Source organism: Marinobacter sp. ANT_B65 (assembly GCF_002407605.1).
Classification (GTDB): Bacteria; Pseudomonadota; Gammaproteobacteria; order Pseudomonadales; family Oleiphilaceae; genus Marinobacter.
On record NZ_NXGV01000003.1, the window covers coordinates 489,350 to 515,714 of the forward strand.

Here is a 26,365-nt window from a genome sequence, read left to right on the forward strand (position 1 = left end):
CTGGCATATGGCACAGGATATTGTCATGGTGGTTGGGCTGGGAAACCCCGGTCCTGACTACGAGAATACCCGCCATAATGCTGGCGCCCTCTTCGTCGAAGCACTGGCTCGCGATGCGGGCCAGTCGCTCCGCCCCGAAAAAAAGTATCATGGACACTATGCCCGTATTCAGTGGCAAGGCCTTGAACTTCACCTGCTGAATCCCGCTACTTTCATGAACCGCAGTGGCTTATCTGTAAAAGCCCTTGCAGACTTTTTCAAGATTCCCCCCGGCCAGATACTGATCGCTCACGATGAGCTTGATCTCCCCCCCGGCACAGCCAAGCTTAAAAAAGGTGGAGGCCACGGCGGACACAACGGCCTGAGAGACACCATAGCCCACCTTGGCACAAACGAGTTCCAGAGACTCCGTATTGGCATCGGCCATCCCGGCGACAGCCGAAAAGTGACCGGCTACGTACTGGGCCGTCTTGGCAAGCGGGAAACCGAAGACCTGAACGCTGTATTCAGCCAAGTCATGCGGGTTCTGCCCGAGGCTGCTTCCGGCAACCTTGCTGCGGCAATGAACCACTTGCACAGTTTCAAGCCTGTCAGCGCCTGAACCTGCGCAAACCATACTGCGGGCGATTGTGCCACTCCAGGCATCTCACACTCGCACCCGCTGCCCTACACCGGTATAATCCGGCCAAATTTTCCTGTACCAGCAGAGGCACTCCATGGGTTTTAACTGCGGCATCGTCGGCCTACCAAACGTCGGCAAATCCACCCTGTTCAACGCACTGACCAAAGCAGGCATTGGCGCGGAAAACTTCCCGTTCTGCACCATCGAGCCTAACGCAGGTGTGGTCGCCATGCCCGACCCCCGGCTTACCAAACTCGCAGAAATCGTAAAGCCGGAAAGAGTGGTTCCCACCACAATGGAATTTGTGGACATTGCAGGCCTTGTAGCCGGTGCATCCAAAGGTGAAGGCCTGGGCAACCAGTTCCTTGCCAATATCCGCCAGACCGAAGCCATTGCCCATGTTGTCCGCTGCTTTGACGACAACAATGTAATCCACGTTGCCAACAAAATAGATCCGGCTGCGGATATTGAGATCATCAACACCGAGCTTGCTCTGGCTGATATGGACACTGTCGAAAAAGCCATCAAGCGGGTGCAGCGCATCGCCAAAGGGGGCGATAAAGAAGCCAAGGCCCAACTGGAAATTTTCGAACGTCTTTTGCCCGTACTTAACGAAGGCAAACCCGTTCGCAGCATGGGGCTGGATAAAGACGAACTGCTACTGATCCGCGAACTGTGCCTGCTCACCATCAAGCCTACGATGTTCATTGCCAACGTCTCAGAAGATGGTTTTGAGAACAATCCCTACCTGGACACAGTGCGCAAAATTGCTGCAGAAGAAAATGCAGTGGTAGTGCCTATCTGCAACAAAATTGAAGCAGAAATCTCGGAACTGGAAGACGACGAGAAAAGCATGTTCCTTGAAGAAATGGGCATGGAAGAAGCCGGCCTCGACCGCGTTATACGGGCCGGCTACAGCCTGCTGGGCCTGCAGACCTATTTTACAGCCGGCGTTAAAGAAGTAAGAGCCTGGACCGTCAAAATTGGCGCTACAGCTCCCCAGGCAGCCGCTGTGATCCACACAGACTTTGAACGCGGGTTTATCCGCGCCGAGGTTATCGCCTACGAAGACTTTATACAGTATCGCGGCGAAGCAGGTGCCAAAGATGCCGGCAAGTGGCGCCTGGAAGGTAAGGAATACATCGTAAAAGACGGCGACGTTATCCACTTCCGGTTTAACGTTTAGTGGATACCAGCCCCTCCTTCTGCAAAAGGAGGGGCACCCCTTTGAATCTGATTCCGGCAATCAAGTGCCTGTTACGACCCTGATCTGACGATCGTGGTACCTGGAAAGCAAAACCAGCGAAGTAATCGCCCCGACCAACGCAAAGGCCATATCGGACTGCGTGTCCCAGATATAACCCTGAGTTCCCAGGAAAGCCTTAGCGCCCTCACCTGATATCACCGCAACCCACCATTCAATCAGCTCGTAAAACGCACTGAATGACAAGGCTACACAGATAACAAACAGATTCAGCCACCGCCGCCCGTTCACTACATGCTTTCTGATCAGAATTTCTCTTGCGATAACCGCAGGCACAAAGCCCTGGAAGAAGTGGCCAAGTTTGTCGTAGTTATTCCTTTCCGCTCCAAACAACCCATCAAAAAACGGAACCTCGGCATAGGTGTAATGACCGCCAATCATCAAAATCACACAGTGCATCAGAATCAGCAGATACAAAACGGGGGTCAGCTCAAAGCTGCGATAGGTAGCCACCAGAACAGCAACTCCAATCAGTGCCGGAAGCACCTCCAAAAACCAGGTTATCTGATCTTTCGGATTGATTCCTGACCACACAAGAGCAGCCATGAAAATGCTGGTCCATAAGTATTTTATCGGCTTTCTCCTGAACTTCTTACGGACGCGATCAACGGCCGTAAGTTGGAAGTTTCATGTGCCGGTTAACATCCTTGTATAACAAATAACGGAACGGGCCCGGCCCTCCGGCGTAACAGGCCTGCGGGCAGAATGCACGTAACCACATGTAATCGCCAGCTTCCACCTCGACCCAGTCCTTATTTAACAGATACACAGCCTTGCCTTCCAGTACATACAAACCATGCTCCATTACATGGGGTTCAGCAAAGGGGATTACACCACCGGGCATAAAATTAACGATATTCACCTGCATATCGTGGCGCATATCCTGATTATCAACAAACCGGGTAGTACTCCAGCAGCCATTGGTATCAGGCATTACAACCGGATCGATCAGGGTTTCGTTGGTTACAAAGGCCTCGGGCACATCAATACCCTCTACTTTCTCATAGGCTTTGCGAATCCAGTGAAAGCGTACTATCTCGCCTGAGCTATTGCGCAATGTCCACTCACTGCCCGGAGGAATAAACGCGTAGCCGCCCGGTTGCATACTGTGCTCCTCTCCACTCAGAGTCAGTGTCAGTTCACCCTCAACAATGAACAGCACCGCTTCAGCGCCCGGCTCCGTTTCCGGCCTATCACTGCCACCACCCGGCTGCACTTCCATGATGTACTGTGAGAAGGTCTCCGCAAAGCCAGTCAGCGGGCGCGACAACACCCACAAACGAGTACCGGTCCAGAAGGGCAGATGACTGGTAACAATGTCGCGCATGACGCCTTTGGGGATCACTGCGTAGGCCTCGGTGAACACCGCACGGTCTGTCAGCAGCTGAGTTTGCGGTGGGTGACCGCCGGTAGGCGCATAGTAAGTCTTCGGTTCGCTCGGGCACAGGGCCATAACGGCTCCTTAACAGAGGAAAACTTATACAGGATGATGTTCGATCCAATGGCGGGCGATATCGATACGACGAGTTACCCAGACATGATCATGAGCTTCTATATAATCAAGAAAACGCTGCAACGCCCGGAAACGTCCCGGACGGCCAATCAAACGACAATGCAGGCCCACCGAGAGCATTTTGGGCAGTTCTCTGCCTTCGTCATATAGCACATCGAAAGCATCCTTCAGGTAGCTGAAGAAGTGGTCGCTGGTATTGAAACCTTGTGGCGAGGCAAAACGCATGTCGTTGGTATCCAGGGTATAAGGCACCACAAGATGATTGTGATACTCCCCCTGGCTATCAGCTGCCCGGGTCCAGAATGGCAGATCGTCGCCATAATAATCGCTGTCATAGGCAAAGCTTCCTTCATCCAACACCAGACGCCGGGTATTTGGGCTATCACGGCCGGTGTACCAGCCCAGCGGCTTTTCTCCGTAAAGTCGCTGGAAAATCTCTATAGCACGTTTCATATGCTCCCGTTCCATCGCCTCGGGCATACCCTGGTAATGAAGCCAGCGCCAGCCGTGACATGCAACTTCGTGCCCCAGCTCTTTAAACGCCATGGCCACGTCAGGATGCCGTTCCAATGCCATGGCCACGCCAAAAACCGTAAGCGGCAGATCGCGTTTTTCGAATTCTTTAAGGATCCGCCACACCCCGACCCTGGAGCCGTATTCATATATGGACTCCATACTCATGTGCCGGTCCGGAAACGCTTCAGCACCGACAATCTCAGAGAGGAATCGCTCTGAGTGACTATCCCCATGGAGGGTACAGCTCTCCCCGCCTTCTTCATAATTGAGCACAAACTGAACAGCAATGCGGGCCCGGCCATTTTGCGTGTGGCACGTCCCTGCCGTAACCGACAAGATCCCGCGGATAATTGTCGCTGATGCTCATAACTGCATTACCTTTTATGGATGTGAAGAAAGACGAGATGCTGTGACTTAGGGCCATCAACAGCGAATCAAGACTCTATTGTCAGCTTTTGCCAAAATCAATTGTATACAACAAACCCAATATTTTGTGTACAAACCTCCGTACAGGTCATTGCAATACTTAACCGGGAACCATCCCAAGCACCATTCAGGCCATAAGCGACACCATCAACGACGTGGCGCCCCCCCTTTCTTTGCCTCGCCTGACCAGCGCATTGCTGCCGGCCTCCGGAAGGTGGCTCGGGATCACTGAATGTGTTCGGTTCTACAGGGAGCCAGGCTGAATCAAGATAGCTTCATAGTTTTTTGTGCGCACATAGTAAATAAACCCTCCCAATGCGGCGCCAATAATCCAGGCATAGCCAGACAAATCGGCCAGTACAGGCACCCACACTGTAGCCACTGAAAATACGCCTGCGATCAAAAATGCAATGACTGCGTTGTCATGTCAGCCTTTCCGGTAGTGGTACTGGCCAGCTTCCATGCTGTAGAGGTCCACACTGCTAAGTTCTTGTTTACGTACTACGTAGTAATCAACAACCAAAATACCGAACAGCGGAGCCAGGGTCGCGCCCAGCGTATTTACAAAACCAGCAATACCTATCTGGCTGATCACCGCAGTCCACAGCCCCCCAATCACCAGCGCAAACCCCGATGTAATCAGACCAGCCTTACGAAAACTGATGGTCGATGGAGACAAATTGGCAATACCGTTAACCGCAGGAATGAAGTTGGCGACCAGGTTGATACCAACAGTTGCGGCAAAGAAGGTAATAGCTGCGATTATGCCCAGGAATACACTGTCGGAACGCTCCACAATTTCAGTGGGGTTGATGATGGCCTCACCATAGACCACCGCTGCGCCTGCAGTGGTGAGCAAAGCCAGGGCAGAGAATAGGATCATGTTCATAGGCAAACCCCAGAGGTTGCCGACGACCATAGCCTGCTTGTCTTTTGCAAAGCGTGAAAAATCACTGAAGTTAATCATCACCGCTGCAAAATAGGCCACCATGGTGCCAAAGATGGCAACAAAACCAGACATCTCGGTTTTCCACGTAGCATTGAGGTTAGCAAAAATAGTTTGTGCCGCTGAAAGCAGCTTTCCGTCTGACTTATTCCAAAGCACGATCAACAAGGCAATCATCACGGCATACACAAACGGACCCGCCAGGTTCAAAAAGCCTTCAACCCAGTTCATACCGCGCCAGAAGATAAAGATGTGAAAACCCCATACGAACAGGAAGGCCACCCAGTCGACGCCGCTCAAACCCAGGAACATGGCTTCATACTGAGCGCCTGTTACGGACTTGATCAACAATGCCAGAGCAGTTGAGACAAAGTAGACTTGCGCCCCAAACCAGAACACTGCAACAACTGCACGCAAAATCGCAGGCAACTTGGCGCCTGCCGTACCCATACTGGCGCGAGCAAATACGGGATAGGAAATGCCATAACGTTCGCCTGCCGCGCCGGACAGGTTGACCATGCACATGACGAACAGGCCTGCCGCGATCAAAGCAATGAATGCAGTCCACCCGCTTACACCAAATGAAATAAACAGAGATGCCACCAGGGTGTAGCCAAACAAAGACTGAATATCGTTGGCCCACACGTTGAATATTGCGAACGAGCCCCAGGTTTTTTCCTTCCTGGTTATGGGCCGCAGAGCGCTGTCTTCGTCGCTGATTACCGCGTCACTGTTAGTTTGCATGCCAGGCTCCTATGATGATCTGTTATCAACCCTTCATGTTAATCTCAGCATGCCAATCCGCTGTTTAACGATCTTACGACTGCATTGAGATGCAAAGCAGCGAATAAAACCATGAAACGAAAATTGGTCTACTGAACAGATATAAGCAAGGGCAAATTACGGGCCATGATGACCTGCGCATACAATTTCAAGAGAAAACGCTGACAACAATCGCGACTACCCTGTAGCCCACTCAGGACAGAGCTTGCCAGAGCATTGAACGCTTCTGAAAACTTCAGGTTAAGGAAAAAAACAGAATGAAAGAGTCGTCACTGAAAAGCAGAACGCACCAAAATGGACTTAAACCTCGTGAATGCAGTTGAACCCGCCCCGGCTTTGGGCCCAGAGCTCTCGTTTAAATACCATGGACGCTCATCGTCAACCTGGAATTATTAGTACTGGCCCAGAATCAATCCGATCCGATGAACTGAATTATCGCAGCCTTATTGTCATGGTCTTTAAGCCAGCTTTTTATTTCAACGGCTTTGTCAGAGTCACTTTGGCCTACAACCCGTCTTAGCCGCTCAATCTTCATCGCTTCCATTTTCTCTGCACGCACATTTCTCTGCCATTGGTCGGTAAACACTTTTGGTAGGCGATGCGCAAGTTCAAGCGACTTCAGAAGCTTCCATTCACTTCCGTCCAGCCAGGACTCATCACAAAAACCACACAGATCAATTCTGTTTTTGTGCTGGCTTGCAATTGAATATTTTGTCATCAACTTGCTGCATTTAGGGCATGAAAGAGCCGTCGCCGTGTCATTATCTACCAACACCTCGCCTTCAGTTTCATCAACTTTTTCAACCGGCACATTTCTTTCAGCCCAGTCTCGATAGTAAAGCAGAGACAACAAGGAACCTGAACACTCGGGGCAACCCATAACCGGAAGGCCGTCTTCTAATTTAGTAGGTTTCAGGTCTACATTCCGACATTTTGGACACTTCATTGTTCTTCCTTATTACATTCTAAAACGGAGCTTTGTATCTGCCCACTACAGGGAATAGCACAAGACTTACCAGCCCCACCAACGCTAGACTTTGAGCACGCCCCGCCAAATACCACCAAGGATAGAGGGAAATAGCTTCGGGAGCAGCAACGCAATCACAGAAAATACAATAATACAGGCAATAAGATGAGTGGCGCTGAAAAATCCCTCATCAAACCCATGCTGGCCCACCGCTTGTATCGACCCTTCTCACGACTTTGCCTCCAGGAGTTCTCTCAGTGATACTGGAAGAAATAACCGTGACTTTTGAGTAATAGCTTTCTCATGCTTTTGCCAAAGCACTCCGAGATAAACAATGCCTAATCCCATAGCAGTTAAAGCAGCTGGAAATAACCAGCTATCCCTAAAAACGTCAGAAGCCAGATAGCCCAGATAACCACAACATCCAAGAGCACCAAATACAACGAATACCCTGCGAACCAACATTACACCCACACCGATCATTATAAGATTAATACAAAGGTATATGAATTTTGAAAGTTCGCTATCTGAGTGCTGGGAGGATAAGCCGCCCCAGAAGGCAATCACACCAAAAATATAAACCCAAAAAGCATAGTCGGCTTTTTTATGCGAGCGAATATCAATCCAAAAAGCCAGACCGATCAGCAACAACCCTGAATATAGCGAAACTAATTTCCTTAGTTCCCAGGTATAGTCTCCGCCGGAAATCATCGCCGCAATATCCATTGTCATATACCAAAGTGTTACAGCGATAGGCATAATCAAAAAAGGATACTTGTACTTCCAGGCTATCAACGCCCCGATAGCCAAGGTGCCAAACTCCATGTATAGCCAATGCCACTTTATGTATCTGTGGTAATCTCGATATGCACTTTCATCAGGCCAGACCCCCATCCATTGCTGCACGCCATAGATTGTCAACGGCGTTAAACAGACCACAAAAGTTGCACAAATACCCGCTGGAATAGTCAAACCATTCCCTGAAAACGAATTACTAAACTTCAAACCAACCCCTGCATAAAGAAGAGATATAAAAAATATTCCAGCTCCTCCAAAAGCCTCCCAGCCAAGGTTCATGAAGAGTGTCATGGCTCCTATAGCGATAAGCCCACCAAGATAATAAAGCACATGAGTAAAAGTAAATCGCGGAACATCTTGAGATTGAGCAATCAAAAATTCGTAGAGCGCATCTGCTTGCTGAAGTGAAATTACATTTTCAGCAGCCGCATCTTCTAATTTCTTCTTGGTTACTTCCATGATTGGTCTCTATGTCTAACGGGCAACTAACGAGGCTATAGAAAAACCCTCCACCCTTTTTGTAGGCCGAGAAAAGCGTCTGACCTTTTTCCTACGGCCTCAACACCCAAAAGCAGCGACGCTGCATTAACACGTCCATTGAAGGGCCTGACGTCTTCAAACCGGAGCCGGGAGAACTACCATAAACGTTGCACCCACTGTATCGATCAGACGAAAACAGTGTGCAGTATTCATGGCACCAATCAATACGGCAAGGTCGTAGTTCGCAAATGGCTGAATCACGCCAAATGTTGGGATATTTCGCACTGCCGGGCCCCCTCACCCGCGAGCGGGGGTATAAACTCTCAGCGAAGGGAAAGCTGGATGCCTGATCATTTCAGCGCAGAGTGCAAATAATAAGTCTGGCGCTAGTGATCACTGTATAGTCTTATGCATTCCCGGAGAGCAACTTCTCCAGCCCTTCGGGGCCGTCCTTGTCTATAATCAATTGACGTACACTCTGGCCTTTTGCATTTTCCAGGTTCAGATCGCCGCCATACTGAAGACAGTGTCGTATAACTGCATGTGCTTTATCACGTTTAACAACTCTGGCGGCCCGGTGTAAGGGGCTGTCACCCTCATTATCCTGCAAGTTCGGATCCGCGCCATTGGCCAGCAGGAAGGGTGCGAGCCGCTGTCCGAAAGAAGATACCTCATGCAAAGCGGTGGAACCCTTTGCATCCTGCGCGTTCACATCGGCTCCTTTTGCCACTAATAGCTCAAATAACTCGTCAGTAAATCGGTTTGCAGAACGAACAGACTTGTGAAGCGGAGTCTTTCCACTCGTGTCTGGCAGTTGCACATTGGCCCCTCTATTAATCAACTGAATAGCGGCCTGCTGATTGTGTTTGCTTATGGCACGATGGAGAGCGGTGTACCCATAGGTATTATTCTGCTCATCCAGCAGGCTGCAATGATCCAGCAGCAACGTCAGTATCTTTAAATTATTCTCTGATGGTTCCAGATCAGCGGCATAATGAAGCAAGGTGTACCCCTGGCTCTGAATATTGCAATCACACCGATCTTCCTCGATCAAGCGGCGAACCGCGGAAAGGTCCTGGTTCATTACTGCATATACAAGGGTTTTGCAGCGTTCATCACGGGATAGCCTCAGGGGTACATCATTGCGCTCATCCGCAAGAAACTCTTTAAAAAAAATCGCCATCTGCCGGGCGGTGTCTTCTTCCCATAGCAGACCTTGATGTGACATGTTTTCAGATATCTCCCCTTCTTTTGTGAAAGCGACAAAAGTGGGGGCAATCTCTGTGAAAATGCCTTTCTGCTTTAAATAATGAATCCAGCTAATATAGTCCAACCTGAAGATGCCAGTATTTTTCAATGCATCATTCAGCATGGGATGAGCTAAAAACTGCTCAAATGCCGGGCAAGACTTACAGTAGGCGTCGGCGATATACATAATCGGCCGATAGCCTTTTTTCCTTGCCCGATCTACCACCTTTCTGATCATGGCATCCCTGGTAATGACGTCCCGATTTCCTGCCGGGGGTTTCACTCGAGTAAAAAAGAAGTCACCACCAGGCTTGGGTCTGCCAGGCATGACTGTCAGCGTAATGCCTGCGCTTGCAGCAGATTCCACAATCCGTTTAGACTGATTTTTTCGAGAGATAAAGCCGTGAAAAGAATCACTGCCGTCAGAATATTGCAGGAAGACAAACCCCTTTAAAGACAACCAGTCGTTAAAAGCCTGTAACCCCTCCTCAACGCCCTCTTCACCATCCAGGGCGAATTCCGGCGCCAGCCCGTGCGTGCGGGCCATGGCGTTGGCCTGCCAGGTCAGCTCCTCCAGGCCTTTCCAGTCCAGCTGCATCAACAGCCAGTGCTCCTCGGGATCCAGTGAAGTCAAAGCGGCAAATAGTGCATCTATGAAAGATTCGTGTTCTTCATAATTATAGGTGTCGATCGCCTGCTTAAGCGCGTGACGGCGGATTTCCGATAACTTGCTTGTAATGTTTTTAAAAAAAGCTTGCTCTTGTTCATTCATAACCATTTTAAAGTATCTTATATATCTAAATAATACTGAGCCCAAGCCACCATTTTTGCACCTTAACACTCGAATCAATGGGCCAGCATCACTGACTCGAAGGCGATACTTGTCCTTGCTAAGGTCTGCCTCGAACTCTTGTACAAGCTCTTAAACTAGGGGCGATTCAGTCGTCGCGCCATTCGCTATGCTTACACACCCTATCGTACTCAAGCCATGGCACATCGTGCGACACCCAGATATGGGCCTCTGGCTTCAACCCGGGATCATCGTCCAGAGTGGCGACCCGAACAATTACGTGTGGCTGCGCAGGCCTCTCGGCGTAAGCGTCCGGGCATCACACCTTGTCAGGTATAGCCGGCTTCCAGTTGTGGGGCAATAGCTTGTCGATAGCGTTGTTTTTCTGCATCGGCAAGCGGGTCAGCACATCCTTCAGATAGGCATAGGGATCATGCCCGTTCAGCTTGGCTGACTGGATCAAGGTCATGATCGCCGCAGCACGCTGGCCACTGCGCAGGGACCCCGCGAACAGCCAGTTGGAACGGCCCAGCGCCCAGGGTCGGATCTGGTTTTTCACCCGGTTGTTGTCGATGGGCGCCGCGCCATCGTCCAGGTAGCGCGTCAACGCTTCCCAGCGTTTGAGGCTGTAATCCTGGGCTTTGGCGGTGCCGGAGCCATCCGGCACCTTCTGGCGATGCGCCAGCATCCACTGATGCAGTGCATCGGCCAGTGGTTTGGCTTTGGTTTGTCGAATTTCCCGGCGCTTATCCGGTGCCAGGTCTTTGGTGAGTCTTTTTCTTGCCCGGGGCCAGCATGCCAACCGGAGTTTCATCGGCATGCAGGACGTTGTGTTCCAGCAAGGTGTTTCTCAGCGCATCTACCAGAGGTTGCAACTGCACACCGCAGGCACCGACCCATTCGGCCAGGGTCGAGCGCGGGATTTTGAGGCCGGCACGGCCGAAGATGCGTTCCTGGCGACACAGTGGAAGATGATCGGCGTACTTGGCGACCAGCACCTGAGCCAGCAGGCCGGCGGTGGGGATGCCCTTGTCGATCACCTGCGGTGGCACCGGTGCCTGGATCAGGGTTTCGCATTTGTCGCAGGCCCATTTGCCCCGGACGTGGCGCTCCACCGTGAACTCGCCCGGGACGTAATCCAGCTTTTCACTGACGTCCTCGCCAATACGCTTGAGCTGGCAGCCGCACTGGCACCGGGTATTGTCCGGTTCATGGTGGATCAGGGTGCGAGGCAGTTCTGGAGGCAGTTCTGGAGGCAGTGATGTGCGTTTGGGTTTCTGCTTGGGGCGAGCGGCCTTCTGTTCTTCGCTCATTGCCTGTTCAAGCTCGGCCTCGATCGCCGCCAGGTCACTGTCGATCAGTTCGTCCAACAACTTGCCCTGAACCGCATCGAGTTGTTCGCTGCGCCGGGCGTACTTGTGACGCTTGAGAATGGCCAGCTCGTGGGTCAGCTTCTCGATGATCGCATCACGGTGCACCAGGGCACGCTCCTTATTCTCGACACGATCGAACAGTTCCGTCGCCAGGGCACGGAGCTGATCGGCAGAGAGTTGGTCGAGATCGGGGCGCTGAGTCATGCCCGGCAGTATGCCAAGCCCGGCTACAGTGTGCGATTCGCGATTCTGGTTATGGTGATAGCGCAGGGCTTGTGGTTACAGGATAGAGATGACACCTTCAGCGCCGATGCGCTGCCAGGGCAGACCCTGAACCAGGGCGGATAACTGCTCTTCGGTCAGGCGCAGTTGGTCACCGCGCCAGGCTTCGCCCCAGTGGAACTTGCCCCGGTTCAGCCGGCGGGCACACAACCAGATGCCGAGCCCATCATGGATCAGCACCTTCATCCGATTGCCTCGCTTGTTGGCGAACAGGTAGGCGCAATGGGGTTTGGCCGAACCGAATACCTGAATAACCCGCGCCAGGGCCTTGTCGGGGCCGGCCCGCATATCCAGTGGTTCGGTGGCCAGCCAGATCTCGTCGATGCGGATCATCCCAACAGGTCCCGCAGCAGCGCGGCACACTGATGAGCTTGCTCCGCAGGCCACTCCACCACCACGGCACCGCCGACTCGGGGAATCTCAATGCGAATGATGCTACGCTTATCCGAGGCCGCCGGGAGCGCCGGTACAGAGGTTGCTGTGCCCAGATTGACCGGTACAAATCCCGGTGTTGTTGCTGGTGATTTCGGTGCTCGACGCGCTTCACTGATCCAGCGCCGAACCATGTTGGCGTTAAGCCCGTTATCCAGAGCGATCCGGGAAACGGAGGCACCGGGTTCCAGGCATTGGGCAACAATCCGGGCCTTGAATTCCCGGGAAAACCGGCGACGACGCTGGTAGGGCTTGGTTACGCTTAAGTCGTTCATGGTAAGTGTCCACTAAAAAACAAGTGGACACTATCCTGACGGCGGCAGCGCCAGGCTCAAGATGGGATTACCGGACGCTTACGGGGCAGATATATTTTCTCCATAGAAGCAGGGCCGTCGTTTCCTCTGCAAACTTCCTGAACTTTTCTCCACAAACTAGGCAGAAAACATCAGCCAGTCAATAACTTCCCTCAATTGTCATTCTTGGGCACAAGTTAAGAAAAACGAGAGTAACCGAAAAATTTGACGTAGGGCGGCAGCACTCCGGGTCGGAAGGCTCTGAGAGCGCCCTTCGCCGAACACCCGCCGATAGAGCTCTCCCCGGCTTTCGCCTTCGTGGAGCTCAATGCTGCCCTGTTGATCATCGATTCTCTGGATCGCATCTATGAAGGCTTCGAGCTGTTCGTCAGAGGTATAGGCGCTCTGGATTTTCACGTTGATGGAGTGAGTGTCCCGATTAGCCGCTATTGCTTCTCTCAAGGCACATAGCACCGTTTTCCAAGAGGAGGGCTCGAGACTTCTGCCCCGGCTTCGACCGCTTTGGCCGATAAAACGTAGCCCCGCATCACCTATCCTGAGCCACATGGTGACGACGGTATTCCCATATTTTGCGGTAGTACTCCACGCATTCAGCGTGGGCACTGGTTCTATACAACCAGTAGGCGACTAACGAGAAGAAAAGACCGGAGGCACACGTCGTGGCCAGGTTAGAGTTGCCGACAATCAGGGGTATGGCGCCAGCGACGAGAAGTATTCCTACGACGAAAAGGTTGAACCGCTTCAGGAAGCTGTGCCATTTGGCGCTGCCTCTGGTGAGCAGAAAGGTGGGTGTCACCAGTGAAAAAACGGCCAGCACAAAGAGACAAAGCCCAACAACAAGCACCGTCTGGGTACTGAACCACTGAGAGGTCAACAGGGCTATCAGCACCAACACAATGGCTAGCGAGATGGCCATACACACTACTGCACCGATGACATGCCACATTCCTCGGGGGAATATCTGGATTTCGACTGCCTCGTCATCAAGTCCATCAGGATCTCTTGTCGACACAGGTCATTCCTCCGCTACGACCGCTACGGCAATCGATCGGATTGATCCACCCAGTGCGCTGCCGGCAAACGTAAGGCCGGCTCCGATTGCGTCTTTAAGTTGACGCAATGTTGTGGTTCGTATGGCCTGATTGGACCAGCGTTTCTCAATCTGGCCGGCCCGTTCGAAAAACTTGATCATAGTATTGGAAATGCCAGGGGCATTAGACCGTGCAATCTCTTTGGACAGTCGCTTCCTTTGCTGCCGATTCAGACCATTTAGTGCCTCTCTGACCGTAATTCCCTGAACATTCAGCAATTTAATGCCTCGAATCGTCATCAGCCCTGCAGCGCCTGCTCCACCAATGGACACCACATCAATAGCCAATGTGGCATTCTGGTACCACTCTTGACTATCTAGCATGTCGTTCCATTCGGGGTTATTCACCTCAATGGCCGTTCGAGCAACCCCAGAACTATCGCTCCGCATGACAATGCAGCCCCAGCGGCCTCCAGCACCATTTCACTCTCACGCTGGTTCGCTTTGACCTCACTCACATACTCGGTAGCAGCCACTTCGCGCGGCGGTTCACGAAGAATGACTTTGACAGGCTTAGTAAAGCAGATTGGCTCGAATTCACGAAGAGTAATGGCCGTCCCGCGACTATCGATGTATACGACACCAGCTCCGATCAACGAGGGATCATCATCAATGGCTTTAAAGATCTTCTCTTGATCCATAACAAGATTCAGGCGAGTCCGGAGCCGTTCTTCCGCAAAAGAGGTTTGATTGGGGAAAAGGGAATGATAAAGAGGTGATTGCATATCACTGTTCCTTGTAATGTTTTCTCTGTCCATCCTTGTACATCTATGGTTGAGCCAACTGATGTAGTGCAGTCCAGTTTACACGCAGCTATTTCTCGTTGCCAAACTATGGGGAAACCGGGACATTGAATTCAGGCAAGAAGCCAAGGACACACACCGCCAAAGAGCAAATCTACTGTTTGGTTGGCGAAAGCGACAGTGGACTTGAAGTAGCCCCTATCGAAGGAGCAAAAGCAATTGGTGGCGGTGACTGTCCTCCAGAAGATGGTCCGACCTCGTGCGATGCCGTATAACGCTGAACGAAGCGGCGCGTCTCACGCGTCCGCCTTCCGTGACTTGTTATCTGAGGTTTCCATTGAGGCTCGGTGAATGGCATCAATGTGGACCAAAGCACTGTCAACGTATTTGAACCCGCATTCATACCCATCGAAGGCCACGAAGAGATCTGTGCCAGCAAGAACAACAGCTTGAGCACCTTGTTCGTCACACATCTTCCTGCCAGCCTGGAATATAGTCTCTCTTTGGTCTTCGTTTGCAGCGCCAGAAACAGCAATGCTCATGTAGGCTTCATGAACTTTGTTTAGGCTATTGCCGGGCGGAACAACAACTTCGGTCTCTCAAAAACTATCGAACAGCCGCGTCTCCATGACCACCTTGTTACCCAAAACACCCACCCTTGTGTAGCCGTTTCGAATTAACGAGCTTTCGAGTCCAGACAACGCATCGATGATGGGAATGGGTGACACTCTCTTCAGTTCGGAAATACAAAAATGTCCAGCTATTGACGTCACTGCCAATGCTTCGGCACCAGCCGCGCTCAAACGATTAGCCATTACTTCAAAAATTCTGACCTGCGCATCAACATTGCCAGCCTGAATGTTGCGTATCAAATCGCTCGCTTGGGCATGGCAAATCGTCAGCTCCATACGGCTATCACCATCTGATGCCTGATCGGCTTTCACTAAGTTACGATAATAGAACTCGGTTGCGGCTGGTCCGATACCACCGATTAGTCCAATGTGCATAGATACCTCCATGTGGTGAGTTCTTGGTACAGATAATGTCTTTGGGCGTAACCAGCAACGCCTACACCCGCTCCTTGCCTGAGTCTTCCTCATGCGGCGTAGTCGGGTTGACGCCCGGATTAGACGCCGACACGCGCCCCGGCCGCATGACGTGTGACCCAGCAACAACTGCAGCCGCTACAAGGATGTTGCCGATGAGCGTGAACGGGAAGATCTCCGGTGCCAGGCCCAGGAACTCGCCGGTGAAGTTCATCATGCCGTGGAACAGAAGCACCGCCAAAATGCTACGGTTCGAGCCATTGTACACCCACACGATTAGCAGAGTTTGCAGGACTATGGAAGGCAGCCACCACCACAGCTCTGGGTTGAACGAGGTGTTCGCGTAGTAGCCCGGGAACCACACGAAAGGCGCGTGCCAGACAGCCCACGTGGCCCCGTTGATAAGGCCGGCAACCACCGGGTTGAACCGCTCCTGAAGCTCGTCGAGCCAGTAGCCGCGAAGCCCGATCTCCTCGACGGCCGGAAAGACGAACGAGAGCAGTAGCACGAACGCGAGGGCTTGAGGCGACGAGACCGCGTCCCAAGCGATTCCCAGGGGGCGGTCCGTGATGCCAAAGACGAGCGCTGCTCCCGCCATGAGCAAGTCGAAGACGAGCCAGAACAGAAGGATGACGGTGAGCCAGCGCACATTGATGCGGCGGATGTCGACGAGTCGAGAACCGATGTCTCTGAGGCGTCGCCTGCCGCCGGTGAGACCCGCCAGCACCACGCCTGCGATAAGCGGACTTGCTCCCCCAGCAAGGAACAGGATGATCTTGGGGAAGGACCACACCGACTCGCCTGATGCAAAGATGGGTGACCAGAACAGGTATGCCCAGCCGAGGTATACGAGCGGGAAGCCAAACACTCCGACCTTGACGGCCAGCGCTCTGGCCCTCTCATACACCCTGGTCAAGTCTCGATCCTCCCAACGGCTTAGCGGTCAACACCAGGAACCTTGTTCGCGCGTCTAACGCCCGCCATAAACGGCGCGAGGAACGAGCGTCCGGCGACCGTAGGGAGCGAATTTAATGGCTTTGTTACGTGTTCCCACTACCTCAAGCTCCGAGTAAGGGGAGGTGTTTTAAACTATGATACAGCAGCGCCATTTCCAGGCAGTGGCTTAATGGCCCGCCACCGGTAGATGCACTTAAGGGAACAACAATAGCTCTTTTCCCCTCATACTCGAATTCATCTGGGTAAATCTCCTTGAAGGTCTCGATCAAGATAGTCTGGCAATGAAAATATACCTTAATGACATCTGGATCTTTTGGCTTCCAGTCCATTCGAATCGTGCTACCGCCTTTCACAAGGTAGCTGGCTTCACCCCACTTGAGAGTTTCTTCAACTGCACCTAAACCGTTTTCTTCGGCGACGGTAAGAATTAGGCGGCGAACGTTTTCAAGCTGTCTATAAGCCTCTATCGGGTAGGAGGCAAATTTAGATTCTATTTCAGGCTTCACGCAGCCTCCGGATTAGTGACACGTAACGCCTGGGCTCAGCGGTCGGTTTGGAGACGCACCGCGCCGGAAAAGCGGTCCGCTGCAGCCCCTGGTTAGCAATTTTACTGCTTTCTTACGCCCTCTTTCTTTTCTTCAGCAATCAACGCAGCCCAATTGGTTTTTCCTTTAATATCCTTTTTGTCTTCTTTTGATACTCTCGTTTTTGTTCCGTGAGACTTTAAATAATTACTCATGACTTCCATCCTTATTAACTTTTTCAAACTTTTCTAACTCTTCTTCAGTGGGAATATAGCTGTCCGGATCATTTTTTACTTGCTCTTCAATTTCTTCATCAGTTGTATTCTGAACGCGTGAGTGATCCGTTTTCCCTTTTAACTTCTTGAGCTCTTCCTTTGTGTATCTTACAATCTTCTCTTTCATGCTATTACCCTCTGTGAAAACAAGCCTTTTTCGTAAAGCTCCCTCTCTTTTTTGTTTGCACGGCGAGCAGATATTATTCGAACAACTTCAACCCCATCTTCATACACCCTCTCCGTATAAACAACGAAGAAAATGTTGAACTTGACCTTACCAATGGTTTGATACCTTGCTTCCCCATAAGCCTTTCTGAGATCCTTTGCCTCCTGCCTTCTGGGGTCATCCCAAAGGTCAATCATGTCCACGAAGTCAATCTTTCTTTCCCTCAACGTCTTAATCCGTTTGTTTTCATCCCATTCAAATTCCATTTCATTCTCCTTGTGTGATGAACTTACTAATTGCTAACGCCCGCCAGCATGCGCGGCTACGGAATGGAGGCGAAGCCGCAATGCATTAGGCGTCGCGTGCCTGGCCTTGTTAGGCACTACGCCAACGCCCAAATTTTCCACGACCCCTCATGTAAACGAAGGTATACGCTTTGGTCCATAGCGTCTCGTTTATTGAAACGAACGCCTTCGATCCTGAATTTCACTATCGTCTCTTCGCCGCGTTCAGTCGTAGTGAGGTGGGTGATTTTTGCATCTTCCCACCTGCCGACCAACTCTTCTGAAGACGCCCACATTTCTTTGTGAAATTTCTGCTCTGAATTGAGAGTAGCCAATAACGTCGGATGAAGATGGCTTTTTACGCGATGAATGCTCTTGGTCTCGTAATACCTTTGCATAAATTCGAGAGCAACTTGTTCCGGGCCCACAGCTGAAGCGCTGATTGGATGAATTACCGAAACGAGCATCATGAAAAATATTGCTTTCTTTATCATATATTCTTCCCTGATTTTTATGCCTAACGCCGCGCTCACCGGTAAATTGGGAGCGCAGCGAGTAATTTATTGGACTTCCCCCAATAAAATGGACACGCCCCATCAGTTAATTCCCTCGAACTCTATCGGAGTCCGGTAACCAAGGCTACTGTGCAGCCGTAGGCTGTTATAAAAGCCATCAATATAGTCTTTTATATGTTTCCGTAACTGCCGCATCGTCACAAAACTCGTCGCATGCAGCAATTCTCCCTTGAGGGTTTTGAAGAAGGATTCCACCTCTGCGTTATCCGTACACTGACCCGGCCGGTTCATGCTATGGCGCACGCGGTTCTGGTTCAGAAATAGCTGAGTTTTATGAGCTCGGTATTCCGTGCCTCGATCCGTGTGGAACAGCAATCCGGCTCCCGGTTGCCTCACTGCAAATGCTTCCCGCAGCGCGCCTTTGGCAAGTGCCGCATTCAAACTTTCATCCAAGCGCCAGCTCACGATCCGGCGCGAGAACAGATCCAGAACGACAGCCAGGAACACGTGCTTTCTGCCAAGCTTGATGTAGGTGACGTCGCTGCTCCATTGCTGATTCACCGCAACGGGCTTTTCAACGCTCAAACGATGATTAGGGAGGGCTTTGAGTTCTTCACGGCGTTTAGCCATTCGACGATACACTCGCATCACACGCGCTTTCATACCCCATTCCTGCATCAGGTGCGCCACACGATTCTCACCAACCTGTTCGCCTTCCCGACGCAGTGCCTGATAGACCCTGGGGCTGCCGTAGCGACCTTTGCTACTGTCGTAGATGCGACGGATCTTTAGTAACAGCTCCGCATTCTCCGCGGCTCTCTGACTGGGCCGCCTGCTGGCCCAAGCGTAGTAACCGGAGCGAGATACCTTGAGGTGCCGACACAAAGCTTTTACGCTGTGTTCCCGTCGGTGCTTCCAGACGAACCGGAACGCTTCTGCCGTTCCTCTGCCTGAAAGCGTTGAAACTTTTTTAGAATGTCATTCTCCTCCTGAAGCTCCGATACGCGGCGTTTCAGGCGGGCAACCTCATCCTGCTCCTGTATTTTCTTCTTGGCGTCTGCAGGCGCTTTCTTGACCCGTTTCATGGCGAATTTTCCTTCACGATATTCCTTGCGCCAGCGTGACAGCATGAAGGGGTGAATATCCAGTGCTTCGGCAACGCTTTTGACGCTGCGGTGGGCCTGGTGACTCCACTCCACCGCTTTGACTTTGAACTCAGTGCTGTACTGTTGGGTTTTCTTCCCCGTGATCATCTTCGGCATTGCTCTTCTCCTGTTGAAGAGTTATCAATGCGTGTCTACTGAATCGGGGGAAGTCCAGGTCCGACTGACGCTACTTGTTAGCCTTAACTTTGCTTGAGAACTTGCTTTTTATCGGGCTAAATAGCACGGATAGAAATATTATGGTTAGAAATAATGAAACCAACCACTTACCAAAATAATGGTAAAAAGCCCATGAAATGGCCACTATCAACGCACAGGAAACAATTATATAAATATTTTTAATCATTAGGCGTACTCGAAGCTTTCAGGTGTTGTTTTAACCCTTACCCCAAAAGAGCTTCGAAACGGATGGTTCAGATCAAGAATTTGCGGATTGCGCGCATAAAACCCATGAATGCTTTCTAGTGGAAGTTTATTTTTTTCAACAATAACAAATAAATCTGATATCCTGGATCCACAGCCAAGCGACCTACCAGTTGCCACGGCCAAACTACCGATAACAGCCCCCACATAAGCCGATGCGCCAAAAGCAGCAGCAATTTTAAGCCTCTCTAAACCAGTGGTAGCGCCGATCAACTCTGCAACAGTCGCACCTTTTCCTAAAGTTTTGATGGCATCAACCATTACCGTGAGGTGAGCCACTGTTGCATTATAGCTATCAAAGAAGGAAGTAGGATACGGTAAGCCAAGCGCATCCATATTCTCATTAAAATACTTTTGAAAATGTCCGGACTTGTAACACTCAGACATATTGTGACTCCTTTCACATATTTTGATTAACAATTGACATCAACGGATTGATACTACACCAGAACACCGTTTTCTTTAAGGTTAGGCAACGTGGTGGATGGTGCTATCTCTCCCGGGCTAACGCTTGCATAAACGGCGCCCGACTAGGGCGTCCGGTGGAGGCCCGCCGGGCCGGAACGAATTTAATGCCCTTGTTATATCTTTACTCTTGATCAGACCAAAATTTTCTGTAAAAGTAATGACTTAATCCGACAAAAAAAACTGCCGTCGCTATTAGCGCACAAATACCTAAAGTAGTTATCTTACCTACGCTATGAAGCCACAATAGAAATACTCCAAAGACAGTAACCATTATAGAACTTACAATAATCGACCTAATGTTCATTTTAGTTCCAAAAAGAGTCAAACGTAATCTCAGCGCCAATGGCAAACATTACACCACCAACAAAAACCCCTATTCCAACACATACTGGAGCACCTGGCCCACACGCCAAGCCTGCAGCAGCTCCTCCTGCAACAGATCCCAGCAAGCCTCCGCCAATAACGGCGCTTTCTTTTGCAGATGCAAGCAGCTTATCCTCAGCTGTCGCAATATTATAAACAGCAAGAGCAATGGTAAGAGCTATAAAACTCTTACCAGCTCTACCCATGGTTTTGCTAGATTATTCGCCTTTAATTGCGCCCTTCCCGATGAAAATACAATTTCTTTCCATATTCTATTTTGTTTGGTGCTATTTAAGCTTTCAAAGGAATTATTGAACATCTGCTTTGAATATTTAGACTCTAAATACGGTAGCGACTTACCCTGTGCTTTAACATTGAACGCATACGCTTTTGCGATTTCAGAGGTTTTTCCTCGCATTGAATCCATTAAAGTATTGCTCATCTCAGAAGCTTTCGCTGCTGCTTGAGCAGGCGTTATTTTATTACTTGAAACTTCTGACAAGAGCTCTTTTGAAAGAGCTTTTTCTTGATGGTTATATTCAGCCCTTACCCTAGCATCCGGTATAAAGCAAACACTGAAATTTGCTGCGGCACTCTCAAATCCCGCTAGAGCAGACTGAAGGTCAATTGATACTACGTTATCAATAACATCTAACCCTTAATTGGTATTAATATAACGAATGATATGGACTCCCCCTGCTCCCATGGCATCAATCATGTGCCACATTGAAGGTGTAGTCAGACTTCAATCAGAAGAGGGGGAGTCCTCATGAATGTTACAACTATTGGCATCGATCTGGCGAAAACTGTGTTCAGTATTCATGGCACCAATCAATACGGCAAGGTCGTGGTTCGCAAACGGCTTAATCGCCCTAAACTGCTGGCGTTCTTTGCACAGCTGCCACCGTGCCTGATCGGTATGGAAGCCTGTTCTGGTGCCCACTACTGGGCACGGGAGATGACCAGGCTCGGCCACGATGCCCGGATCATTGCCCCCCGCTTTGTTGCCCCCTATCGCAAGAGCAGCAAGAACGACGACAACGATGCCGAGGCCATCTGCGAAGCTGTCGGTCGACCCAATATGCGTTTNGTNNCGATCAAGACCGAGGATCAACAAGCGGTACTTTGCCTACACCGCATTCGNCGTGGGCTGATCAAAGAACGCACGGCCCAGATCAACCAGATCCGTGGACTGCTGGCTGAGTTCGGGCTGATCATCCCTCAAGGGCGCTATCACGCTCGACACCGGATTCCAGAAATCCTGGAGGATGCCGAAAACGGCTTACCCATGCTGGCAAGGCGATTACTCAACAACATCAACCAGCGCATCCTACAACTTGATGAAGAGATCCTGGCTTATGACCGGGAAATCGAAGCCATGGCCCGGCGTGATGAGCAAGCCAAGCGCCTGATGGCTATCCCTGGCATTGGACCACAAACCGCGACAGCCATACTCGCCAGCGCTCCTGATCCCAGACAATTCAAAAGCGGACGACATTTTGCCGCCTGGCTGGGTCTGGTGCCCCGGCAATATTCGACGGGTGGCAAACCCCGATTGGGCAGAATCACCAAGCGCGGAGACAAATATCTTCGAACGCTGTTAATTCATGGCACCCGGGCAGTCATAGCGAAATTATCCGATAAGAATGACCGGCTAAGCAGTTGGGCCAAAGAGTTGGTAGAGCGACGTGGGTACAAGCGGGCAGCCGTCGCGTTGGCAGCGAAGAATGCCCGGATTATATGGGCACTGCTCATGAATCAGACAGAGTTTAAAACGCAGCCTNTGGAGGGCTGATAACCGAGCAACGACGACAGGCAGAGCACGCCTGCCAACCGAGTCTTGCAACGGCAAGCGATGACGGAACGGTCAGACCAAGAGTGATAGAGCCTGTTTAGCTCAGCGGCTATAACAAGCCGACTAACGAATGAGGCCATCACTCACACGCATCATCATCCTGGCCCGGGCAAAAGCGCCCACACAGAGGCCGAATGTAGAGCTGCAGTCTCAAACCGATTCAGATTCAAGTGGCGTTGCTTGACCGCAGGGGGAGTCCATGTAGCTGAAATAAGCGGCGGCCCGACAGGGGCGTCCGGTGGACGGCCGCCGGGCCGGGAACGAACTTAATTGACTGGTTATGACTGTAGCCCGAAGACGATCAGAAATTTAATCCCAATGCTGGCTACGATGCCCAAAATAATGATGATATAGAACGCGAACGAATTACCGTGATACCGGTCAATGAGCCAGAAAAAGATGAAGCCAGTCAACAGATCGTAGACGAGAGTGAGTCCGAGACTTGCGCCGACAAGGGCAGAAAATCCATTTATGGCGGCAAGGACCAAACCGACAACCAAGAACGAACCCGCATAAATTGCGGCAGTCTGCCCAGGACGACCCGTATTCATCACGTGGCGAATGCAGTAGATCAGTATTGCTAACTTCAGAACTAAACCCAATTTACCTCTCCTTGGTTGTCATAACGCCAATATTCAGCGGCGACCTTTACGCAGCGAAGCGGAGAAAAGGGCGTCCGGTGGAGGCCCTTCAGGGCCGTAACGAACTGGAATGACTGGTTATGTTTTTGAATACGGTTTGCCACCTTTTACGGTAGGCCAACCATATACCTTAACGTGATTTACCAGCCTGCCTTTTTTGGACTGCTGTTCAGATGACAATTCATTGCCACCCCATTCCCCGGTGAAATAGTGATCATGAGGAAACTCGCCAGCTTTCGCTTGTTCAGCTATTTCGAGTAGCTGCTTTGCAAAATACTCTAGACCCGCTGGATCTCCATGAACAAAAACCTGTTCACCTTCCTCGTCAGTTTCAAATGTTAGAAGATAGTCGTCCATACTTCCTCAGAAAACATAACGCTTGCAGTATGCGCGACTGCGGAATGGAGCCGAAGGCGCAATGTAGTAGGCGTCGCCGTGCCTGCACTGGTTATGTGGACTCATCCCCGCCATTTTCTGAAAACCTCCTCCACTTGGCCCTTTGAAGCTGAAACCCACTGGGCAAGCTCTGCATCTTTGCGATGCGGATAGCCAAGGAGGTTGGCAAAGGTATTGTTGATTACCAACCAAGAGTCATCATTACCACCCTCACTTTCATCAAACTCATCAACGAGGGGGAACTGTTTTGCTACCTGACGAACAACTTCACGATCAACACCGAAAAGTGTGTGAAACTCCCAATCCTCGAAGAATTTACCGTCAGCGGCAGCATCCAAGCATTGCTGAACCATCTTCAATTCAGCTTCTGTCAAATCAGATAGCGGCATTGGCTATACCCACATAACGCCTAAATTAAGCGGCGACCCGACAGGGGCGTCCGGTGGACGGCCACAGGCCGGGAACGAACTTGAATGACTGGTTAGCACTCCGGAACCTGATAAATGCGATAGTCACGCGGCCCAGACCAAGTTATCGCGGTGAATGAGAAATCCATCTGCCCTTGCTCCTGAAGTTGCTGAAGCACCGCTGCGGGTGGCCACCCACTCGGAGCGTCTACAAAGGCATACCCTTGTGCCGACAACTGCTTTACCAGCACAACTAACCTGGCGATGTCCTGGAACGGAATTTCTCGTTCAGGGACGTCAGCTGTTTTTAGGATCCCGCCTTGAATGCTAGTGACATATTTTTGAGTCATGGCTCTTTGGTGCTAACGCTTGCATAAACGGCGCCAGACTAGGGCGTCCGGTGGAGGCCCTCCGGGCCGGAACGAATTTAATGCACTGGTTATATTTTTCCAACTTCGGCATCCGACTCTCGCTCGCCACGCAGCACCAAATATAGCAGCGGTCCAGCAGATACAAACACCGCTGTTACGACGAAAAACGGAATGAGATAGCCCAAACCTTTGCCACGGCTTTTGGCATCCTGGTACATCCAGACACAAGACAGCGCTGCTAGAATGTAGAGATCAATGACAACCTGGGCGGTGTCTGGGCGGGACATGAGCTGGGCACCGAAAGCCAGAAGTGACTGGTCTGCGCCTGCCATAACCCAAAAGGTGAAGCCCATGAAAAGGCAAAGAACGACTAGGGGTAACGTGGATACTCTCATGCTCTTCCTTGATTGAGGCTTAAGAAATATAACGCCAGCGGTAATGGGCGGCAACGGAGCGGAGCGCAGTTGGCGTCCCGTTGACCGCCTTGTTGTGCGTCATTCGCCATACTCCTCCGTGATTTTCCTCAACCTCTCCTTATACTCTATCTCGATATCCGGGCCGCACCTACCTACCTGATCTTCGAAAATGGGATTCAACGCTGTCTGATAATAGCCGCCACTCGAATCAATTGACTGAATCGTGTACTCGGTGCGCCACTCCCACATATTTTTAGTAGGCACAAAGGTAAAGTCGGTGCCTTTGCCCCAACGTGCAATATCTTCCCCCGATCCATCCAAATTTCTGAATTTACAATAAAAGTATGAGCCTTCATCAGATTGTGACTCGGCAGCCCCGGGGTTACTTGGGTTCTCACTAGTACATTCAGCTTGGCTGATGTCGAACTCTTCACAGCAGCTAATTTGGCTCGTTCGGTCTGAGTAGGCGAGGCATACCCTCAAGTCCATATTGTCTACCGACCCCAAAGCTAACGGGAGGTAAAACAAGCAAACAATGAATAATGGCAGTGTAATTCGCAACACCCGAAAGGCTCCTTCCTATTGTTTTGTTCCATGTATCGGTACCGCACAACGCCTGCATAAACGGCGGCTTTTGCGTAGCGAAGCGAAGAAAAAGCCGTCCGGTGGAGGCCCTTTAGGGCCGGAACGTATTTAATGCACTGGTTATACGCTACTCAATGTCGATACCCGTGCCATCATTTGATGAAGCGGATGAGCCTCGATTCATGCGTGATCGGCAATCACCGTTTGGGAGATCCAAAACCGAACTTCCGGAATCGAGCTTTTGTTTCCCACCCTCGCTGCTTGCCCACGGCCAAATGCCCGAAAATAAAATAAGCCCCACAAAGCCAACAAGAAAGAATATCTCCACCTGTTCGCTAAACAAACCAAACAAAGCCAGACCAACTGAGCCGGCAAGAATTAATGCTGCAATTGCCTTTCGAACTTTAAGCACTTCGTCTCGGACCTATTTCCGTATAACGCCACCAATAAACGGCGCCCTGACAAGGGCGTCCGGTGGAGGCCCATCGGGCCGGAACGAATTTGATTGCCTTGTTACGTTTTGAGTCTGGCATGGAGGTCCTCCGTTGTGTAGGTGAGGGACTCTTGCCCATAGCGGGGTGAAGCCAAAACATCGACGATTTGTAGGCTCGATGAACCCAACCAGGCAGCACCCAGGAAATTGCTCATCGGCACGAATACCGGGGACAACCCTTTTTGGCTCAAATTCTCGGCGAACACTTCTGCTTTTTCTGCTGAAGACCAGACAGGAAGCCCCCTGCCACCCTCCGCTTGTAGTGCGTAAAGCGATTGGCCGGCCGTTAACACCCAAACACCGTCTTGCTCCTGAACAGAGGCGATAAATTCGCGATCACCGATGATTTCTACATTCATTCAAATACTCGATGCTTTGTCGACGACGAAACGTAACGCCTACATTTGCGGCTGGTTTGGAGCGCAGCGGA

33 protein-coding genes and 3 pseudogenes are annotated in these 26,365 nt (G+C 51.0%); 4 read left to right on the top strand and 32 right to left on the bottom strand.

Annotation, left to right across the window (positions count from 1 at the left end; genetic code table 11):
- The first annotated feature begins 7 nt into the window (after nt 1-7).
- Both pth and ychF read left to right on the top strand, forming a co-directional pair.
- Nucleotides 8-601 carry an aminoacyl-tRNA hydrolase gene (gene pth, locus CPA50_RS15325; protein ID WP_096783395.1) on the top strand — a complete coding sequence of 198 codons (594 nt, stop codon included), beginning with the start codon at nt 8-10 and terminating at the stop codon, nt 599-601.
- Nucleotides 602-716: 115 nt separating this feature from the next.
- Nucleotides 717-1,808 carry a redox-regulated ATPase YchF gene (ychF, locus tag CPA50_RS15330; RefSeq protein WP_096783396.1) on the top strand — a complete coding sequence of 364 codons (1,092 nt, stop codon included), beginning with the start codon at nt 717-719 and terminating at the stop codon, nt 1,806-1,808.
- Between the two features lie 60 nt (nt 1,809-1,868).
- On the opposite strand, the gene CPA50_RS15335 is transcribed toward ychF, so the two are convergent.
- From CPA50_RS15335 to tnpA, 13 genes and pseudogenes are all read right to left on the bottom strand, one after another.
- A complete protein-coding gene (locus CPA50_RS15335) occupies nt 1,869-2,432 on the bottom strand; it encodes a DUF2238 domain-containing protein (protein ID WP_227519673.1) in 564 nt (187 codons plus the stop codon).
- 58 nt (nt 2,433-2,490) lie between these two features.
- Complete coding sequence (locus CPA50_RS15340; protein ID WP_096783398.1) at nt 2,491-3,339, bottom strand: bifunctional allantoicase/(S)-ureidoglycine aminohydrolase; 849 nt, start codon at nt 3,337-3,339, stop codon at nt 2,491-2,493.
- A gap of 24 nt (nt 3,340-3,363) precedes the next feature.
- Nucleotides 3,364-4,276: pseudogene (gene puuE, locus CPA50_RS15345) on the bottom strand (allantoinase PuuE).
- Between the two features lie 309 nt (nt 4,277-4,585).
- Complete coding sequence (locus CPA50_RS19550; protein ID WP_202971773.1) at nt 4,586-4,723, bottom strand: hypothetical protein; 138 nt, start codon at nt 4,721-4,723, stop codon at nt 4,586-4,588.
- Nucleotides 4,724-4,768: 45 nt separating this feature from the next.
- Complete coding sequence (locus CPA50_RS15350; RefSeq protein WP_202971774.1) at nt 4,769-6,031, bottom strand: cytosine permease; 1,263 nt, start codon at nt 6,029-6,031, stop codon at nt 4,769-4,771.
- Nucleotides 6,032-6,479: 448 nt separating this feature from the next.
- Nucleotides 6,480-7,016, bottom strand: coding sequence for a zf-TFIIB domain-containing protein (locus tag CPA50_RS15355; RefSeq protein ID WP_096783399.1), 537 nt, complete (start codon nt 7,014-7,016; stop codon nt 6,480-6,482).
- A gap of 249 nt (nt 7,017-7,265) precedes the next feature.
- Nucleotides 7,266-8,294 (bottom strand): DUF2157 domain-containing protein, encoded by a 1,029-nt coding sequence (locus CPA50_RS15360; RefSeq protein ID WP_096783400.1) that lies wholly within the window; start codon nt 8,292-8,294, stop codon nt 7,266-7,268.
- Between the two features lie 156 nt (nt 8,295-8,450).
- Nucleotides 8,451-8,600, bottom strand: a complete 150-nt coding sequence (locus tag CPA50_RS19480; protein WP_179397243.1) for a hypothetical protein — start codon at nt 8,598-8,600, stop codon at nt 8,451-8,453.
- A 121-nt stretch (nt 8,601-8,721) separates the two neighbouring features.
- Complete coding sequence (locus tag CPA50_RS15365) at nt 8,722-10,341, bottom strand: ankyrin repeat domain-containing protein (protein ID WP_096783401.1); 1,620 nt, start codon at nt 10,339-10,341, stop codon at nt 8,722-8,724.
- Nucleotides 10,342-10,501: 160 nt separating this feature from the next.
- Nucleotides 10,502-10,657, bottom strand: a pseudogene (locus CPA50_RS19955) (aldehyde-activating protein); the annotation flags it as partial.
- Nucleotides 10,658-10,672: 15 nt separating this feature from the next.
- Nucleotides 10,673-11,930, bottom strand: a pseudogene (tnpC, locus tag CPA50_RS15375) (IS66 family transposase).
- Between the two features lie 75 nt (nt 11,931-12,005).
- Entirely contained in the window at nt 12,006-12,341 is a 336-nt protein-coding gene (gene tnpB, locus CPA50_RS15380; RefSeq protein ID WP_061333258.1) for an IS66 family insertion sequence element accessory protein TnpB, read from the bottom strand.
- Entirely contained in the window at nt 12,338-12,715 is a 378-nt protein-coding gene (tnpA, locus tag CPA50_RS15385; protein WP_096783402.1) for an IS66-like element accessory protein TnpA, read from the bottom strand. The genes tnpB and tnpA overlap by 4 nt, the downstream gene beginning before the upstream one ends.
- 336 nt (nt 12,716-13,051) lie before the next feature.
- On the opposite strand from tnpA, the gene CPA50_RS19485 reads away from it, so the two are divergent.
- The gene (locus CPA50_RS19485; RefSeq protein ID WP_179397244.1) at nt 13,052-13,204 is read left to right on the top strand and encodes a hypothetical protein; all 153 of its coding nucleotides are present in this window, start codon (nt 13,052-13,054) and stop codon (nt 13,202-13,204) included.
- A gap of 76 nt (nt 13,205-13,280) precedes the next feature.
- Here CPA50_RS19485 and CPA50_RS15395 read toward each other — a convergent pair whose 3' ends face one another.
- From CPA50_RS15395 to CPA50_RS19360, 13 genes are all read right to left on the bottom strand, one after another.
- Complete coding sequence (locus tag CPA50_RS15395; protein WP_096783404.1) at nt 13,281-13,766, bottom strand: hypothetical protein; 486 nt, start codon at nt 13,764-13,766, stop codon at nt 13,281-13,283.
- Between the two features lie 3 nt (nt 13,767-13,769).
- A complete protein-coding gene (locus tag CPA50_RS15400) occupies nt 13,770-14,168 on the bottom strand; it encodes a hypothetical protein (RefSeq protein ID WP_096783405.1) in 399 nt (132 codons plus the stop codon).
- 20 nt (nt 14,169-14,188) lie between these two features.
- Entirely contained in the window at nt 14,189-14,569 is a 381-nt protein-coding gene (locus CPA50_RS15405; RefSeq protein ID WP_096783406.1) for a hypothetical protein, read from the bottom strand.
- 617 nt (nt 14,570-15,186) lie between these two features.
- The gene (locus tag CPA50_RS15415; protein ID WP_179397245.1) at nt 15,187-15,594 is read right to left on the bottom strand and encodes an aspartate/glutamate racemase family protein; all 408 of its coding nucleotides are present in this window, start codon (nt 15,592-15,594) and stop codon (nt 15,187-15,189) included.
- 61 nt (nt 15,595-15,655) lie between these two features.
- Nucleotides 15,656-16,540, bottom strand: coding sequence for a CPBP family intramembrane glutamic endopeptidase (locus CPA50_RS15420; RefSeq protein ID WP_096783553.1), 885 nt, complete (start codon nt 16,538-16,540; stop codon nt 15,656-15,658).
- A gap of 151 nt (nt 16,541-16,691) precedes the next feature.
- Complete coding sequence (locus CPA50_RS15425) at nt 16,692-17,096, bottom strand: DUF1801 domain-containing protein (protein WP_096783409.1); 405 nt, start codon at nt 17,094-17,096, stop codon at nt 16,692-16,694.
- Between the two features lie 101 nt (nt 17,097-17,197).
- Nucleotides 17,198-17,329, bottom strand: coding sequence for a hypothetical protein (locus tag CPA50_RS19820; protein WP_264754006.1), 132 nt, complete (start codon nt 17,327-17,329; stop codon nt 17,198-17,200).
- Nucleotides 17,322-17,516: a hypothetical protein gene (locus CPA50_RS15430; protein ID WP_096783410.1), complete on the bottom strand. Its 195-nt coding sequence runs from the start codon at nt 17,514-17,516 to the stop codon at nt 17,322-17,324. The genes CPA50_RS19820 and CPA50_RS15430 overlap by 8 nt, the downstream gene beginning before the upstream one ends.
- Entirely contained in the window at nt 17,513-17,821 is a 309-nt protein-coding gene (locus tag CPA50_RS15435) for a BrnT family toxin (protein WP_096783411.1), read from the bottom strand. Before CPA50_RS15435 ends, CPA50_RS15430 begins: the two co-directional genes overlap by 4 nt.
- Before the next feature lie 116 nt (nt 17,822-17,937).
- On the bottom strand, nt 17,938-18,333 hold the full coding sequence (locus tag CPA50_RS15440; protein WP_096783412.1) for a hypothetical protein: 396 nt from the start codon (nt 18,331-18,333) through the stop codon (nt 17,938-17,940).
- A gap of 102 nt (nt 18,334-18,435) precedes the next feature.
- Nucleotides 18,436-19,616, bottom strand: a protein-coding gene (locus tag CPA50_RS15445) for an IS3 family transposase (RefSeq protein ID WP_096783413.1) whose coding sequence is annotated in 2 segments (ribosomal slippage) — nt 18,436-19,317 and nt 19,320-19,616 — 1,179 coding nt in all. Because the reading frame shifts where the segments join, the coding sequence is not laid out codon by codon here.
- Between the two features lie 246 nt (nt 19,617-19,862).
- A complete protein-coding gene (locus CPA50_RS15450; RefSeq protein ID WP_096783414.1) occupies nt 19,863-20,327 on the bottom strand; it encodes a hypothetical protein in 465 nt (154 codons plus the stop codon).
- 622 nt (nt 20,328-20,949) lie between these two features.
- Entirely contained in the window at nt 20,950-21,273 is a 324-nt protein-coding gene (locus CPA50_RS19360) for a hypothetical protein (protein ID WP_143750754.1), read from the bottom strand.
- Nucleotides 21,274-21,540: 267 nt separating this feature from the next.
- Between CPA50_RS19360 and CPA50_RS15460 the strand changes: the two genes are divergently transcribed.
- A complete protein-coding gene (locus tag CPA50_RS15460) occupies nt 21,541-22,566 on the top strand; it encodes an IS110 family transposase (protein ID WP_096783416.1) in 1,026 nt (341 codons plus the stop codon).
- A gap of 338 nt (nt 22,567-22,904) precedes the next feature.
- Here the strand turns inward: CPA50_RS15460 and CPA50_RS15465 are convergent, their stop codons facing one another.
- The 6 genes from CPA50_RS15465 to CPA50_RS15500 form a co-directional block, all read right to left on the bottom strand.
- Nucleotides 22,905-23,228, bottom strand: a complete 324-nt coding sequence (locus tag CPA50_RS15465; protein WP_096783417.1) for a hypothetical protein — start codon at nt 23,226-23,228, stop codon at nt 22,905-22,907.
- Nucleotides 23,229-23,345: 117 nt separating this feature from the next.
- Nucleotides 23,346-23,624: an Imm32 family immunity protein gene (locus tag CPA50_RS15470; RefSeq protein WP_096783418.1), complete on the bottom strand. Its 279-nt coding sequence runs from the start codon at nt 23,622-23,624 to the stop codon at nt 23,346-23,348.
- 101 nt (nt 23,625-23,725) lie between these two features.
- A complete protein-coding gene (locus CPA50_RS15475; RefSeq protein ID WP_096783419.1) occupies nt 23,726-24,052 on the bottom strand; it encodes a hypothetical protein in 327 nt (108 codons plus the stop codon).
- A gap of 457 nt (nt 24,053-24,509) precedes the next feature.
- The gene (locus tag CPA50_RS15485; protein WP_096783421.1) at nt 24,510-24,836 is read right to left on the bottom strand and encodes a DUF2834 domain-containing protein; all 327 of its coding nucleotides are present in this window, start codon (nt 24,834-24,836) and stop codon (nt 24,510-24,512) included.
- A 733-nt stretch (nt 24,837-25,569) separates the two neighbouring features.
- Nucleotides 25,570-25,854, bottom strand: a complete 285-nt coding sequence (locus tag CPA50_RS15495) for a hypothetical protein (protein WP_096783423.1) — start codon at nt 25,852-25,854, stop codon at nt 25,570-25,572.
- Between the two features lie 101 nt (nt 25,855-25,955).
- Complete coding sequence (locus CPA50_RS15500) at nt 25,956-26,294, bottom strand: DUF2750 domain-containing protein (protein ID WP_096783424.1); 339 nt, start codon at nt 26,292-26,294, stop codon at nt 25,956-25,958.
- Nucleotides 26,295-26,365 lie beyond the last annotated feature (71 nt).

What these genes read in the sequence shown, in the direction of transcription:
- pth (WP_096783395.1), top strand. Translation starts at nt 8, where the DNA reads ATGGCACAGGATATTGTCATGGTGGTTGGGCTGGGAAACCCCGGTCCT.
- ychF (WP_096783396.1), top strand. Translation starts at nt 717, where the DNA reads ATGGGTTTTAACTGCGGCATCGTCGGCCTACCAAACGTCGGCAAATCC.
- CPA50_RS15335 (WP_227519673.1), bottom strand. Translation starts at nt 2,432, where the DNA reads ATGGCTGCTCTTGTGTGGTCAGGAATCAATCCGAAAGATCAGATAACC.
- CPA50_RS15340 (WP_096783398.1), bottom strand. Translation starts at nt 3,339, where the DNA reads ATGGCCCTGTGCCCGAGCGAACCGAAGACTTACTATGCGCCTACCGGC.
- CPA50_RS15350 (WP_202971774.1), bottom strand. Translation starts at nt 6,031, where the DNA reads ATGCAAACTAACAGTGACGCGGTAATCAGCGACGAAGACAGCGCTCTG.
- CPA50_RS15355 (WP_096783399.1), bottom strand. Translation starts at nt 7,016, where the DNA reads ATGAAGTGTCCAAAATGTCGGAATGTAGACCTGAAACCTACTAAATTA.
- CPA50_RS15360 (WP_096783400.1), bottom strand. Translation starts at nt 8,294, where the DNA reads ATGGAAGTAACCAAGAAGAAATTAGAAGATGCGGCTGCTGAAAATGTA.
- CPA50_RS15365 (WP_096783401.1), bottom strand. Translation starts at nt 10,341, where the DNA reads ATGGTTATGAATGAACAAGAGCAAGCTTTTTTTAAAAACATTACAAGC.
- tnpB (WP_061333258.1), bottom strand. Translation starts at nt 12,341, where the DNA reads ATGATCCGCATCGACGAGATCTGGCTGGCCACCGAACCACTGGATATG.
- tnpA (WP_096783402.1), bottom strand. Translation starts at nt 12,715, where the DNA reads ATGAACGACTTAAGCGTAACCAAGCCCTACCAGCGTCGTCGCCGGTTT.
- CPA50_RS15400 (WP_096783405.1), bottom strand. Translation starts at nt 14,168, where the DNA reads ATGCTAGATAGTCAAGAGTGGTACCAGAATGCCACATTGGCTATTGAT.
- CPA50_RS15405 (WP_096783406.1), bottom strand. Translation starts at nt 14,569, where the DNA reads ATGCAATCACCTCTTTATCATTCCCTTTTCCCCAATCAAACCTCTTTT.
- CPA50_RS15415 (WP_179397245.1), bottom strand. Translation starts at nt 15,594, where the DNA reads ATGCACATTGGACTAATCGGTGGTATCGGACCAGCCGCAACCGAGTTC.
- CPA50_RS19820 (WP_264754006.1), bottom strand. Translation starts at nt 17,329, where the DNA reads ATGAGTAATTATTTAAAGTCTCACGGAACAAAAACGAGAGTATCAAAA.
- CPA50_RS15430 (WP_096783410.1), bottom strand. Translation starts at nt 17,516, where the DNA reads ATGAAAGAGAAGATTGTAAGATACACAAAGGAAGAGCTCAAGAAGTTA.
- CPA50_RS15435 (WP_096783411.1), bottom strand. Translation starts at nt 17,821, where the DNA reads ATGGAATTTGAATGGGATGAAAACAAACGGATTAAGACGTTGAGGGAA.
- CPA50_RS15440 (WP_096783412.1), bottom strand. Translation starts at nt 18,333, where the DNA reads ATGATAAAGAAAGCAATATTTTTCATGATGCTCGTTTCGGTAATTCAT.
- CPA50_RS15450 (WP_096783414.1), bottom strand. Translation starts at nt 20,327, where the DNA reads ATGTCTGAGTGTTACAAGTCCGGACATTTTCAAAAGTATTTTAATGAG.
- CPA50_RS15470 (WP_096783418.1), bottom strand. Translation starts at nt 23,624, where the DNA reads ATGGACGACTATCTTCTAACATTTGAAACTGACGAGGAAGGTGAACAG.
- CPA50_RS15475 (WP_096783419.1), bottom strand. Translation starts at nt 24,052, where the DNA reads ATGCCGCTATCTGATTTGACAGAAGCTGAATTGAAGATGGTTCAGCAA.
- CPA50_RS15485 (WP_096783421.1), bottom strand. Translation starts at nt 24,836, where the DNA reads ATGAGAGTATCCACGTTACCCCTAGTCGTTCTTTGCCTTTTCATGGGC.
- CPA50_RS15500 (WP_096783424.1), bottom strand. Translation starts at nt 26,294, where the DNA reads ATGAATGTAGAAATCATCGGTGATCGCGAATTTATCGCCTCTGTTCAG.